Source organism: Tsukamurella sp. NPDC003166 (assembly GCF_040611135.1).
GTDB lineage: Bacteria > Actinomycetota > Actinomycetes > Mycobacteriales > Mycobacteriaceae > Tsukamurella.
Genome location: NZ_JBEXNL010000009.1, coordinates 142,847 through 156,835, shown reverse-complemented (window position 1 = coordinate 156,835; position 13,989 = coordinate 142,847). Strand labels below are relative to the sequence as shown.

General features: G+C 69.4%; 10 protein-coding genes. 8 read left to right on the top strand and 2 right to left on the bottom strand.

Annotated elements, in window-relative coordinates:
- Nucleotides 1-137: 137 nt before the first annotated feature.
- The 6 genes from ABZX10_RS12775 (at nt 138) to ABZX10_RS12750 (ending at nt 7,050) form a co-directional block, all read left to right on the top strand.
- The gene (locus ABZX10_RS12775; RefSeq protein ID WP_355539774.1) at nt 138-1,412 is read left to right on the top strand and encodes a helix-turn-helix domain-containing protein; all 1,275 of its coding nucleotides are present in this window, start codon (nt 138-140) and stop codon (nt 1,410-1,412) included.
- A gap of 114 nt (nt 1,413-1,526) precedes the next feature.
- Nucleotides 1,527-2,390 (top strand): SDR family oxidoreductase, encoded by an 864-nt coding sequence (locus ABZX10_RS12770; RefSeq protein WP_355539771.1) that lies wholly within the window; start codon nt 1,527-1,529, stop codon nt 2,388-2,390.
- A gap of 162 nt (nt 2,391-2,552) precedes the next feature.
- On the top strand, nt 2,553-4,016 hold the full coding sequence (locus tag ABZX10_RS12765) for an aldehyde dehydrogenase (RefSeq protein ID WP_355539768.1): 1,464 nt from the start codon (nt 2,553-2,555) through the stop codon (nt 4,014-4,016).
- 49 nt (nt 4,017-4,065) lie between these two features.
- On the top strand, nt 4,066-4,833 hold the full coding sequence (locus ABZX10_RS12760) for an N-acyl homoserine lactonase family protein (RefSeq protein ID WP_355539765.1): 768 nt from the start codon (nt 4,066-4,068) through the stop codon (nt 4,831-4,833).
- Between the two features lie 26 nt (nt 4,834-4,859).
- Complete coding sequence (locus ABZX10_RS12755) at nt 4,860-6,257, top strand: MmgE/PrpD family protein (RefSeq protein WP_355539762.1); 1,398 nt, start codon at nt 4,860-4,862, stop codon at nt 6,255-6,257.
- Nucleotides 6,258-6,291: 34 nt separating this feature from the next.
- Complete coding sequence (locus tag ABZX10_RS12750; RefSeq protein WP_355539759.1) at nt 6,292-7,050, top strand: glucose 1-dehydrogenase; 759 nt, start codon at nt 6,292-6,294, stop codon at nt 7,048-7,050.
- Between the two features lie 25 nt (nt 7,051-7,075).
- Here ABZX10_RS12750 and ABZX10_RS12745 read toward each other — a convergent pair whose 3' ends face one another.
- A complete protein-coding gene (locus tag ABZX10_RS12745) occupies nt 7,076-7,996 on the bottom strand; it encodes a LysR family transcriptional regulator (RefSeq protein WP_355539756.1) in 921 nt (306 codons plus the stop codon).
- A gap of 75 nt (nt 7,997-8,071) precedes the next feature.
- Complete coding sequence (locus ABZX10_RS12740; protein WP_355539753.1) at nt 8,072-9,400, bottom strand: MFS transporter; 1,329 nt, start codon at nt 9,398-9,400, stop codon at nt 8,072-8,074.
- Between the two features lie 378 nt (nt 9,401-9,778).
- Here ABZX10_RS12740 and ABZX10_RS12735 point away from each other — a divergent pair, with 378 nt between their 5' ends.
- Nucleotides 9,779-10,921, top strand: a complete 1,143-nt coding sequence (locus ABZX10_RS12735) for a CoA transferase (RefSeq protein WP_355539750.1) — start codon at nt 9,779-9,781, stop codon at nt 10,919-10,921.
- Between the two features lie 232 nt (nt 10,922-11,153).
- The gene (locus tag ABZX10_RS12730; protein WP_355539747.1) at nt 11,154-13,988 is read left to right on the top strand and encodes an AMP-binding protein; all 2,835 of its coding nucleotides are present in this window, start codon (nt 11,154-11,156) and stop codon (nt 13,986-13,988) included.
- Nucleotide 13,989: the final 1 nt, after the last annotated feature.

The window sequence follows — 13,989 nt, the reverse complement described above, 5'->3', positions numbered from 1 at the left end:
AAGAAATCTAGGCCCACGTGACCGACGTCACATCGTCCGCGAGGCCCAACCTTCCCGCGCGCGTTGTCCCCGACGAACAACGACGGGTTTCGCTGATCGCGCCGTCCGGGTGGGCGGCGGTGGCTACGCTCGGGCCCATGTCGGGTACTGAGGGCGTCGCGTCCGCCGCGTCGGCGGTGATCGTGCGGATGGAGCCCCGCGTCGCCGAGGTCACCGACGCGGTCCGGGACGTGATCCTGGCGCAGATTCCCGAGCTGCGGGGCGACACCCAGCTGGTGGAGCTGTTGCGGGCCAGCGTCGAGGGCAACATCGTCACGATCTTCGCCGCCATCCGGCACGGGATCGACGTCGCGGGTGTGACCGCCCCGGTAGCGGCCGTCGAGTACGCGCGCCGTCTCGCGCAGCACGATGTGACGCCCAATGCCCTGGTCCGGGCGTATCGACTGGGTCAGCAGGAGTTGCTGCGCCTGGTCTTCGCGGAGGTGCGGGCGGGCGGTCTGGATTCCGACACCGCACTGGAGGTCTTCGAGGCCACCTTCACTGCGACCTCGCAGTACATCGACTGGATCTCCGAGCAGGTCGTCGAGGTCTACCGGCGGGAACTGGACCGCTGGCGGGAGAGCCGGGAGCGGATCCGTGGCGATCAGATCCGCAGGATCCTGTCCGGCAGTACGGATTCCCGAAGCGTCGACGAGCTCAGCGGTGCGCTGCGCTATCCGCTGCGGGAGCGCAGCCTCGCGGTCATCATGTGGTACCCGAAGCCGGAGCTCGAGCGCGGCGAGCTGATCGGCATGGAGCGCTTCCTGCACCTCGCTGCGAAGCAGGTCGGAGCGGCGTCCGCGCCCCTGTTCATGGCGCACGATCGGCAGACCGCTTGGGGCTGGATCCCGCTGTCCGCCAGGACGGCCGACGGTGCCGTGGAGACTCTGCGCGCCCTCGGCGCATCCGATGAGCAGGCGCCGTCACTCGCGATCGGCGCTCCCCGCAGTGGGGTGGCGGGCTTCGTGCGCTCGCACGAGTTGGCCGAGCACGCCCGCGCGGTCGCGGTGCGCGCACCGGGAGAGGACAGGGTGACGGTCGCCAGCGGCGACGTCGGCGTCGTCATCGCCGCTATGCTCGGGGGCGATCTCTCGACGGCGGACGTCTGGGTGCGCGAGGTGCTCGGGCCGCTCGCCGAGCCCACGGAATCGGATGCGCACCTGCGGCATTCACTGCAGGTCTTCCTCGAGGCCGGTTCCAGCTTCACCGCGGCGGCGCCGCTGCTGCACCTGCACACCAACACGGTGAAGTACCGGGTACGCAAGGCCATCGAGCGCCGGGGTCGCCCGCTCGAGGACGGCCGCCTCGACGTGGAGATCGCGCTGTTGCTGTGCCGCCGCTTCCCGACGATCACGGGGCCGAACTGGCGCTGAGTCCTTCGTCGCGGCGGACAACGGACGACGCAGTTTCGGTCCCCGCGGGACATGGGCACGGCACCGTCGGGACCCTAGCGTGGGAAGGAGAGCACGCGCGACGGAAGGAATCCCATGCCAGCCTCCCTCATCCCCGCACCGGGGCCCGGGGCCTTCGCGGGCCGTACGGTCGTCATGTCCGGCGGTAGCCGCGGTATCGGCCTGGCGATCGCGGTCGCCCTCGCCGAGCGCGGCGCGAACATCGTGCTCCTGGCCAAGACCGACGATCCCGATCCCCGGTTGCCGGGCACGATCCACACCGCGGTCGCCGAGATCGACGGTGCCGCCGGGCGTGACGGCGCCGCCGTCGGCGTGGTCGGCGACCTGCGCTCCGATGAGGACATCGCCCGGCTGGTGGCGACGGCGGTGGACCGGTTCGGTGGGATCGACGTGTGCATCAACAACGCCAGCGTGTTGAGCACCATCCCCACGGCGGAGATCACGATGAAGCGCTACGACCTCACACAGCAGGTGAACACCCGCGGCACGTTCGCGCTGACGAAGGCGTGTCTGCCGCATCTCGAGCGGGCCGACGGTGGCCGGGTGATCACGCTGTCGCCGCCGCTGAACCTGTCCCCGGACTGGCTGGGCCGCTACCCGGCGTACATGCTGGGCAAGTACGGGATGTCGCTGCTCACCATGGGATTCGCGGCGGAGTTCGCGGATCTCGGGATCGCGGCGAACTGCCTGTGGCCGGAGACGACGATCGCGACGGCCGCCGTGCAGAACCTGCTCGGCGGCGACGAGGCCACCGCCCACGCACGGCATCCGCAGATCATGGCGGACGCCGCGGCGGTACTGCTGGCGCAGCCGCTCTCCGTGACCGGGCGGTGCTTCCTCGACGCCGAGCTCGTGCGCGGTGCGGGCGTCACGGACCTGAGGCCCTACGGCGGCGCGGACCCGATCGACTACGACCTGTTCGTCGACCCGCCCGCGTGACGACCTCGGGTTCCTCGCGCGACGTTTCACGCGTGCCGAATCCACATTTCCCCTTCGCCAATTGACCGACCGATCCTCGCGCTCGACACTGAAGTGAGACCCCGCTCACACCGGAACAACAGTGACGTGAGCGCCGTTCCAGCGCGAGGACCGAGGCGAAAAATGTGGCAGGACAACACTGACCGTTTCTACATCGGAGGCGCGTGGCGACCGGCGGCGTCCGCCGAGACGGTGGATGTCGTCTCCCCGACGACCGACGAGACGATCGCCCGCGTCGCCCTCGGTGCACCGTCGGACATGGACGCCGCGGTCGCCGCGGCACGCGATGCGTTCGATCGCGGTCCGTGGCCCCGTATGTCCGTCGCGGAACGCGCGGCCCTGATTCGGGGTTTCCGGGATCGGCTGGCCGGTCACGGCGAGCAGATCGCCGTCACCGTGACGACCGAGATGGGGTGTCCGATCACCCAGACGCGTGCCGCTCAGGTGGGAGCGTCGACAGCGCTCCTCGATATCAATCTCGAACTCGCCGAGCAGTATCCGTGGCGCTACACCCGCTCCGGTCGTACCGGCAACGCCGTCGTCCTGCGCCGACCGGTTGGTGTCGTCGCCGCGATCGTCCCGTGGAACTCCCCGGTCGCGGTCGCGATGCTCAAGCTCGCGCCGGCACTGGTCGCCGGGTGCACCGTCGTGCTCAAGCCGGCTCCGGAGTCCCCGCTCAGCGCCCACTTCCTCGCTCGTGCGGCCGCGGAGGCGGGACTCCCTCCTGGCGTGCTGAACATCGTCGCCGCGGATCGGGCTGCGGGCGAACACCTCGTCACCCATCCCGGCGTGGACAAGGTTTCGTTCACCGGTTCCACCACCGCAGGACGACGGATCGCATCGGCGTGCGGCAATGATCTGCGCAGGGTCACTCTGGAACTCGGCGGCAAGTCCGCCGCCATCATCCTCGACGACGCGGATCTCGATGCGGCCGTCACGTCACTGCGGGGCGCCTCGTTCCGCTACAACGGGCAGGCCTGCGTCGGCAAGACGAGGATCATCGCGACTCGGCGCCGATACGCCGAGGTGGTCGACGCGCTCACCGCGATGGTCGGTGACCTGCGTGTCGGCGACCCGGCGGACCCTGACACCGAGATCGGTCCGCTGGTCAGTGCCCGGCAGCGCGATCGCGTCGAGACCTACATCGCGCAGGGGCGCGCCGAAGGTGCGCGAGTCACCGTCGGCGGTGGGCGCCCCGCCGATCGTCCGGCCGGCCAGTTCGTGCAGCCGACGGTGTTCGCCGACGTCCGCAGCGACATGGTGATCGCGCAGGAGGAGATCTTCGGCCCGGTGATCTGCGTGCTCACAGCTGATGACGAGGACGAGGCGATAGACATCGCGAACGACTCGGCGTACGGCCTGTCCGGAGCCGTGTACAGCGCCGACCTCGACCACGCCTTCGCGGTCGCCCAGCGAATCCGTACCGGCGGCGTCGACATCAACGGCGCGGGCATCGGTTTCCACGCCCCGTTCGGCGGCGTCAAACGCAGCGGGATCGGCCGCGAGGCCGGCCTTGAGGGGTTCGACGCGTTCGTCGAGACCACCTCGTTCGGCGTCACCGCCGAAGCGCTCGAGCACCTCTCCTGACATCCGTTCAGTCATTCCCTCACTAACCCGTCCCACCGAAGGAAAAGCCATGCCCGCGATCAAGCTCCACCCTCTCGACGGCGCCGTCATCACGCTCGACTCCGGCCTCATCACGATGGGGACGCACGGCCCGCTGAGCGTGCCCATCCCCACCTTCCTCATCGAACACGAGCGCGGCCTCATCCTGTTCGACACCGGGCTGGTTCCCGAGACCTGGGACGACCCGCGCTCCGTGTACGGCGACCTCGTGGACGTCTTCTCCCTCGACTGCCCGCCGCAGAACACCCTTGTCAAGCAGATCAACAAGGCCGGCTTCCAGCTCTCCGATGTCACGCACGTGGTGATCTCGCACTCGCACTTCGACCACACCGGCGGGATGTACCTGTTCCCCGATGCGCAGTTCTACATGTCCGAGGTGGACATCCGCTACGCGTTCTGGCCGGACCCGCCGTTCCGCGGCTTCTACCGCGCCGCGGATTTCGAGAAGACTCGTGCGTTCTCCTGGAACCCCCTCCGCGAGGACGTCGACCTGTTCGGCGACGGCAGCATCGTCCTGTACCAGACTCCGGGCCACACACCGGGCGAGATCAGCATGCTGGTCGAGCTGCCCAGCCAGAAGTTCCTGATCACGGGCGACACCGTCCATCTGCGATCCGGCGTGCAGTACGAGTGCCCGTGTCCCGTCGACTACAACGCGCACGAGGCCGTCGTATCGATCCAGCGGATCAAGCAGATCGCCGCGAGCACGCAGGCCCGGATCTGGGTGCTCCACGACCCCGAGGACTGGGCGGAGCTCGGCGGCACCACGCATTCCTGACCCCGGCGACTCGGACCGGAGAAGACATGACCAGCACGATCACGGCCCGCGTGGCCGCCCACGTCGCCGCGGTCGCCGCGCGCGACCTCGACGACCTCGACGTCGAGGCACTGCGCCGCCTGCTGCTCGACAACCTCATCGTCACGCTGTGGGGCGCGACTCGACCCGTCACGCGTGACATCGCCGCGTGGACGGAGAGATTCGCCGGGTCGGGGACAAGCGCGGTACTCGGCCGTTCGTGGACGACGGAGGCGTCGATCGCCGCGCTCGTGCACGGAACCGCCGCGCACGGCTACGAACTCGACGACACGCACAACGGCACCGCGAGCCACCCCGGGGCGCCGCTCGTCGCCACCGCCCTCGCGGTCGCCGCCGAGCCCGGCCCGACGGTGCGTCCGGCCCACTTCCTGCAGGCGCTCGCGGCGGGGTACGAGGCGATGACGCTGCTCGGCGAGGCATCGGGCGGAATGTCGGCCGTGCACAGAGGGTTCCATCCGACGGCGTTGTACGGCGCGTTCGGCGCAGCCGTCACGACGCTGGCGTTGCGCGCCCTGCGCCGGGACCGCTCGGTGGATCCTGATGCGGTGGTGACCGCCTGGGGCCACGCGCTGTCGATGCCGTCGGGTTCGATGCAGTTCTCCGTCGAGCCGACGGGCGGCGAGATCAAACGCGTGCACGCGGGCCTGGGGGCGCACAACGGGATCCGGGCCGCGGACTTCAGCGCACTGCCGGGCGTCACGGCGCCCCGGGCTGCGATCGAGGGGACCTACGGAGTGGCGGCCTCCTTCGCCGGACCGCTGCGTGAGCCGAACCTGGGTCGTGGGCTCCGGATCCACGAGCTGGCGCTCAAGCCGTACTCGTGCTGCCGCCTGTTCCACTCGACCATCGATGCGCTCCGCGAGGCCACCGCCGGCTTCACTCTGCCGGTCGAGCAGATCGCCGACATCGAGATCGCAGGGCCGAGGCTGGTGGAGGAGCAACACATGGGTCGCGCGGAGTCTCCGATGGCGGCCCAGTACAGCTGCCCCTACATCGTCGGTGCGACCCTGGCGTACGGGCCGAGCCGCTACGACGCCTACGGCGAGGCCTTTCTCGCCGACCGGGCGATCACGTCGATCGCGGACCGGGTGAGGTTCCGGCTCGACCCGGAGCTGGAGAAGCGCTACTACCCCGATCACTTCGCGTCCGCGGTGCGGCTCACCACGGTCGACGGTGCCGTCCGCACCGCCATGGTCGTCGACAGCCTCGGGACCGCGGAACACCCGCTCTCGGTCGACGACATCGGCGACAAGGCCGACGGCCTCGCCGCGTTCGGGCTCCAGGGCGTTGCGGACCGGCTGCGTGCAGTGATCTTCAGCGACGCAGGGCCTTCCGCCCTGGCCGAGGCTCTACACCGAGAGGCGTCGGCGGTCGTCACCCGCTGAGCACCACCATCACAGAACGAAGGGAACGACGGACATGAACCGGCTAGTGGGCAAGGTAGCGCTGATCACTGGCGCGGCATCGGGGATGGGGGCGGCGGATGCCCGCCTGTTCGGCGCCGAGGGCGCCGACGTGGTCGTCACCGACATCCGGGGCGACGCGGCGCGGGCGGTGGCCGACGAGATCACCGCGGCGGGCGGGAGCGCCATCGCGATCGAACTGGACGTGACCGACGCGGCGCGCTGGCGCGAGGTCACCGCCCAGGCCGTCGCGCACTTCGGCAAGCTCGACATCCTGGTCAACAACGCCGGCCTGCCGGGGACCCCGGAGACCTGGGACGCCGCGAAGCTCGACGACTTCGACCGGCTGATGAAGCTCAACGTCTACGCCCAGTTCCATGGAATCCAGTCCGTACTACCCCACTTCGATGCGGCGGGAGGCGGCAGCATCGTGAACATGTCGTCCATCGCAGGCATCATCGTGTGGCCGAACCTGCACCCGGCGTACGGCGCTTCCAAGGCCGCCAATCGGTTGCTGAGCAAGAACGCCGCGGTCGACCTCGCCCAGCGCGGGATTCGGGTGAACTCGGTGCACCCGGGCCTCATCCACACACCGCAGAGCGACTACCTCGTGCAGGAGCCGGAGGTCATCAAGGCGCTGCTCGCGGCGATCCCGATGGGGCGTGTGGGGCAGCCGGAGGAGGTGGCACAGCTGGTACTCTTCCTCGCCAGTGATGAGGCGTCGTACATCACCGGCCAGGAGTTCAACATCGACGGCGGCTACACCACGATCTGACGATTCCGTGGCGCGCCCGGCGTTCTCAGCGCCGGGCGCGTTCGGTCACCTCGCGCATGAACGCCCGCGCGAGCGGGCCGGCCTCGCGGCCCTTCCGGACCGCGAGATAGACACTCCGAACGGCCCAGTCCTCGTCGATTCCGAGCGTGCGTACGCTGGACGGATTCGCCTGTGTCAGGAGGTTCCTCGGGACCACCGTGACTCCAAGACCGGCCTGCACCATGCCGACGGCCACCTCGCCGGTCCGGACCACGTGACTGACCACCAGGTCTCGCCCGAGAGAGCGCGCGCCGTCGGCGAAGGCGGGCGCGAGAGTGCCGGTGGCGATGAGACCGCTGTCCAGCAGCTGTCCGAATCCGACCGAATCGATCTCCGCGAAAGCGTGATCCACCGGGACGACCGCGATCAGAGGTTCGTCGTAGAGGAGCGCGACCGCCAATTCCTCGTGCCCGGGGTACGCACCGACGCAGGCGAAGACACCCAGATCCGCGGACGTGCCGATGACGGCATCGACCACCTCCGAGTTGTCCGCCTCGCGAAGGGATAGTTCGACATCCGGCCGCTCGGCGACGAACAGCCGGACCGCGGGAGCGACCACGTCGACGATCACCGAGTGCGCCGCCCAGACCGAGAGGCTGTGCTCGATCGTCGTCGTCGCGTCGAGCAGCGCCGAGTGCATGTCGGTCACTTCGCTGAGGACGGCGCGGGCGCAGCGTTCGACGATCTCGCCCATCGCGGTCGGATGCACGCCGCCCCGGCCCCGCTCGAGGAGCGGCGTGCCGACCGCGTCCTCGAGTGTCTGGATCCGTTTCGTCGCGGTCGATGCGGCGATGTGCTCGCGCGCGGCCGCGAGGCCGATCTGTTTCTCCTCGATCGCGGAGACGAACAGCCGCAGGCTGAACAGGTCGACCTGGCGGATCAGGTTCGACAGGCTCAGTGGACTCACCCCTCCAGGTTATGCACGGACCCCGTGACAGGTCGGGGAACCTGTCACGGGGTCCGTGCCCGGGCGGACCGGAATTTACTCGGCGGCCACCGGATCAGTCTCCTGCTCGGGTCTGGCGGCCGGGCCGGAGGCGCGCGAGGTCACCGCCAGCAGGAGGACCAGGACGGCACCGATGAGGGCGGGAACCATGAAGGCGATCAGACCGTCCCGCGCGGTCGCGAAGATGGCGCCGATCTGCGGGGCGAGGATCGCACCGAAGCGACCGAGGCCGAGGGTGAAGCCGATCGCGGAACTGCGTGCGGCGGTGGGGTAGTGGGCGGCGATGACGCCGTACATCAGCGTCGACGTACCGACGGTGCCCACGCCGGCGAAGAACGCTCCGACGAAGATGCCGACCGCGCCGATATCCTCGCCGTACGCGAGGAACAGCAGGGAAGCCGCGCCGAGGACGAAGTACGGGACGATGGTCTTGGTCGCGCCGCCGCGATCGACGAGGATGGCGCCGATGATGGTGCCGACCGCGGCGCCGATCTGCAGCATGAGCAGAGCCATCGTGCCCTGCGTCCCGCCGAAGCCCATGCTGCTGATCATGCTCGGGAGCCAGGTGTTGGGGCCGTACACCAGGACCTGGGTGCAGAACATGATGATGGTGAAGATGATCGTGGAGACCAGGAATCTGCGGGAGAGGACGAGGCGGTATCCGCTGCGGTTGTCGGCGGCTTCATGCGCGCGCTGCTCGTCCTGGAGCGTCTCGAAGTCGAGTCGGTAGGTCCTCGCGATCGTCTCGGCCTCCTCTTTCCGGCCCCGGTGCAGCAGGTAGCTCGGCGATTCGGGCAGCAGGAAGTACATGAGCGGTACCACGACGAGGAATGCAGCAGCGATGCCGTAGAGGATCCGCCAGTCCTCCGCGGGCGCACCGGCCTTGGCCGCGGCCTTGATGGCTGCGGCGCTGGGGAGGATCGCCAGCGCGGCGAGCGCGGTGATGATCCCGCCCGCCGGGTAGCCGGTGAGCGTGATCCCGTTGAAGAGCTGCCGGTTCTTGCGGGGGGCGAACTCGGCGGTCAGGGCAACGGCGGAGGGCACGACGGCCCCGAGGCCGATGCCGGCCGCGATGCGGAAGAAGCCGAAGGACGCGAAGTTCGGCGCGAGGGCGCAGGCCGTGCACATGATGGAGAACCACGTCGACCCGCCGAGCATCACGACCCGGCGCCCGAACCGGTCGGCGAGCGGGCCGGCGACGAGGAAGCCGACCATGAGGGCGGCGAGGGTCGCGCTGTGCACGTTCGCGAGGGCGGACTTGCTCAGGCCCCACTGGGCCATCAGCGACGGGAGGGTCGCTCCGTAGATGATGAGGTCGAAACCGTCCGCGAGGATGGTCAGGAAGCAGAAGGCGAGAACGACCACGCTACTTCGTGGCGATGTGTTTGATGGCATGGGCTTCGCTTTCTGCGGTGTGGCCGGATCTCGGTGCTCGAGAGAACCGGGACGTCGATCGATGTGATTGGCGTCACCGGAGCAACGGTAGGGTCGACCGCCTCGAATCCAGCAGTGGTGTTCCCTGGAACTGGTCAGGAGGCCAGGTTGTTTTCGCGGTACGCATTCGGGGATTCGATTCGGCCCGCGTTCTTCCTTTCTGCAGGTAATGTGCTCTGGCTCGTGAGTCGACACCGCAATCGATTCACGCGATTCGAATCGACGATTTCCTATTCGTCCATTGAGCTGTGTTGTGACCGCCGTTACATTGGCGTCCAGTCCTGTTTCTGGTCGAGAGAGCGTTGAGTGATGGTCGAGTTGCCGTTGTCCGGGATCACCGTCGTGGAGCTGGGGGACAGTGCGTCCGCCCCGTTCGCCGGGCAGGTGCTCGCGGGTCTGGGAGCGGATGTGTGGAAGGTCGAGCGGCCGGCAGGCGACTCGGCGCGCGGCTGGGGTCCCAGCCAGTGGCGCGGCGAGGGGGCCGCCTTCCATGCGCTCAACCGCGGTAAGCGCATGATCTCGATCGACATCAAGGATCCGGAGCAGTTGGCCAAGCTCCAGCGCCTGATCACGGAGCGCGCCGACGTCTTCCTCCACAACCTGCGGCCCGGCAATTCCGTGAAGTACGGGCTCGATGCGGCATCGCTCCGGGCACGGAATCCGGAGTTGATCCATTGCGAGCTGGGCGCCTTCGGTCATCTCGGGCCGTTGAACACCGAGCCGGGCTACGACCCGCTCATGCAGGCGTTCTCCGGCATCATGTCGATCACCGGGGAGGCCGACGGTGCGCCGGTGCGGGCGGGCGTGTCCATCATCGACTTCGGCTCGGGAATGTGGTCGGTCATCGGCATCCTGGCAGCGCTGTTCCGCAGGGCCGGGAGCGGGGCGGGAGCCGCGATCAACAGTTCCCTGCTGGAGACGGCGATCGCCTGGAACGCCGTGGCGATCGCGGGGTTCAACGCGGACGGCAACCCGGGCGAGCGCCACGGCTCGGGCATCTCGTTCATCGTGCCGCACCGCGGGTTCCGGTGCTCCGACGGCGATCTGATCATCAGCTGCGCGAACGACCCGCTCTTCGCGAGACTGGCGGAGGCGCTGGGCCATCCGGAATGGGCGACCGACGAGCGGTTCGCGACGAACGCGGCCCGGCTGGTGAACCGCGCCGAGATCGAGCGGCTGATCGGCGAGACGGTCGCCGGCAACACCCGCGACCACTGGCGCGATCTGCTACGACCGTACGGCATTCCCGCTGCCCCTGTGCAGACGACGTCGGAGCTCCTGGCGCACGAGCAGACCGCGGCGCTCGGCATCGTCGCCGCGCCGGAGGGCGAGGACGACATCGCGACGGTCGGTGTTCCGCTGTCCTTCGACGGCCGGCGCCCGCCGCCGCTGCACTCAGCTCGCCGGGTCGGTGCGGACGACGCGGATCTGGACGAGCTGCTGCGCAGCTGAATTCGCACCACGACGGTGCCGGCCGGTTCCGACCCGCCACCACTGTGATTCGACCCACGGAAAGCGCTGCTTTCCGAATCGTTGATTGAATCGCACTGTGACCGTCGTTACATTGTCATCCATAAGGTGGGGTGCATCGCATCCGACGAATCGCGGGCGGAGTTGACATGGTTTTCAGTCTGAATCGGATGGTCGTGGGCGCGGGCTCGTCGATGGTGGAGCGATAATCGTCATGGGACCGTTGGATGACGTGGTGAACGCGGCGCGGGGGGTCGGTGCCACCGCCCGGAACGTGGGGGAGTACCTCCGGTACGGCGGCCTGGACATCGAGTTCGAGTATTCGCCGTACGAGGTGGTCGCGCAGGCCCCGATGTACCGCCTCCGCCGGTACTTCCCGGACGACCTGCCGTCGACATCGGCTCCGTCGCTGGTGCTGGTGCCGCCGTTGATGATGATGGCCGATGTCTACGACGTCGCGCCGAAGGCGAGTGCCGTGCGGGCGATCCACGAGCAGGGCATCGACGTCTGGGTCGTGGATTTCGGCCGGCCGGAGAAGGAACCGGGTGGGATGAGCCGGACGGTCGCGGACCACATCATCGCGGTAGCCGACGTGGTCGACGTCGTCCGCGGTGTCACGGGCCGGAACGTCACGCTGAGCGGGTACTCGCAGGGCGGCATGTTCAGCTACCAGGCGACCGCCTACCGGCAGGGCGACGGAGTCGACTCGATCGTCGCCTTCGGCACGCCCGTGGATTTCGGGGCCGCACCGCTGCCGACGCCGTTGATTCCGGTGTCCGCGCAGTCGTACACCCACCTCGCCGGGGGCGCCGTGCAGACCGGTGTCCTGCCGCACGTCGCGATTCCACGGTGGCTGATCAAGACCGCGACCCGTCTGACCGACCCGGTCCGGGTCGCGGAGTTCCAGTGGAAGTACTACCGGACTCTGCACGATCGGGAGGCGCTGCTTCCCGCCGAGCAGCAGCGGCGGTTCCTCGCGAAGGAGGGGCTCACGGACTACCCGGGCACCGCGCTCGCGGGTCTCGCGGACCTGGTGGCGACCAATCGGATGATGGTCGGCGGCCAGGTCGTGGGTGATCGGGTGATCGCGCTGGCCGACATCGAGGCGCCCGTCCTGCTCATGCTGGGGGAAACGGACCGCGAGGGCCACCCGGATGCCGCCCGAGCCATCCGGAGCGCAGCGCCGCGCGCGGACGTGTACGAGGTGTTGATCCCCGTCGGGCATTTCGGACTCGTCGCAGGCAACGGCGCGCGGCGCAACTCCTGGCCGCGGGTCGCGGCATGGCTACGGTGGCGCGCGGGTGAGGCGGAACTTCCTGCCGACATCCGGCCGGCGGAGCTGGCGCCCCCCGGACGCACCTGGACAGCCGGAGTGAACTCGCAGCGAGCCCAGGCCGTGGTCGACGGCGTGGTGGACGTCGCCCACGACGCCCTCAGTTCGGTCGGACGGATCGTGGACGAGGTGTCCGGCGTGGCGCGGGAACACCTGGGCCAGCTGCCGGTGGTGGGTTGGATCGACCAGTTCCGACCGGATTCCGCGGACACGGTGAGCACGTTGATCGCTCGACATGCCGCCGATCGCGCCGACGCCCCGGCCCTGTTCTTCCGCGATCGCGTTGTGACCTGGCGTGCTCTGGACGCCGAGGTCGAGGACGCCGTACGGCGATTGCTCGGGGTCGGCGTCCGCGCCGGCGAACGCGTGGCGGTGCTGCTCCCGGCATCGGACGAGGCCCTCGTACTCTCCGCGGCATTGATCCGGCTCGGCGCGATCGTCGCGCCCGTTCGTCAGGGCGGCGATCCCGCCGCCGTCGCGCCCGCCGTCCTGCTCACCGACGCTGCCGGCGCGCGCGCGGTGCAGGCCAATGGATTCCGTGGTGTCGTCACGTCGGCGGAGGACGCACCGAGCGGATGGAAGCGTCTCGACGCGGTCAACCCCGCTCGCGTGGCGATCCCGAGCTGGTACCGGCGCGATCCGCAGCGACCGGGCGACGCGGTGTTCCTCCTGGCGGACGGTCCGGACGCCCCGTACGCGGCCGTCACCCGGCACCAGTGGGCGGTGCTCGCGCACGCGGCGGCGCGTGCGGCGAGCGTGGGGGAGGCGGACACCGTCTACCTGGCCGCGCCCCTCGCGGATCCAGCGACGATGCTCGTCCTCCTCGGCGGTGCCCTCGTGGCGCACGCCCGCGCAGCGATCCCGTCGGGTGACGATGCGGAGACCTTCTGGCTCGAGGTGCGTCGGTACGGGGTCACGCATGCTGGTGTCGACGGCGCGGTCCTCCGGCGCCTCGTGACTGCGGATCCGGATGCACTCGAAAAAGGGCAGCCCGTGCGCACTTTCATCGGAGCCGATATCGCCAGCGGGCTCGGGGAGCGATCGCGGCGCCGATTCCGGTCGACCGAGATCCTGCACGCCCATCACCCCGGGCGGACCGAGGGCCTGCTCGTGTCGTCGCGGACCTCGCCCGGGCTGCTGGGCCGTGCGGCGCCCGGAACGCCGGAGGTCGCCGTCGCGCGGGCGGACCTCGCGGCCGGGCGGGTCCGCTTCTCGCCGAACGGTACCGCCGAACACGCCCGGCCGGAGGAGGTCGGCCTGTTGCTGGTCCGCGCCCCGGGCGACAGCGTGGGCGACGAACTCGTGCGCGACGCCTTCGCCCTGGGCGACGCCTGGACTGTCACCGACGAGCTGGCGTACGTCGACCACGGCGGCGAGGTCTACTCCGCCGGGCCTGTGCGCGAGCTCGTCGAGACCGACGGTGGCTGGGCGGCACCGTCGGTGATCACGGCTGCACTCGAGGCGATCGCCGCGGTCGATTCGGCCGGGGTGCGATCCGCCGGGGTCGGGGAGCTCGAGGTGACCGTGTCGCTCCTGCCGGGGGCCGAGCTGAACGGGTGGGAACTGTCCCGCGCGATGGACGGGCTGGTCCTCGGCGGGGCGCCCGCCACGGTGAGGGTGCTGGGAGGCGTGTCGACATCCGAGTCGGTGCAGGCCGAGTACCGCTGGGATGCCAACGAATCCGCGTACCGCGGAACGGAAGAAGGAGAACGGTGAC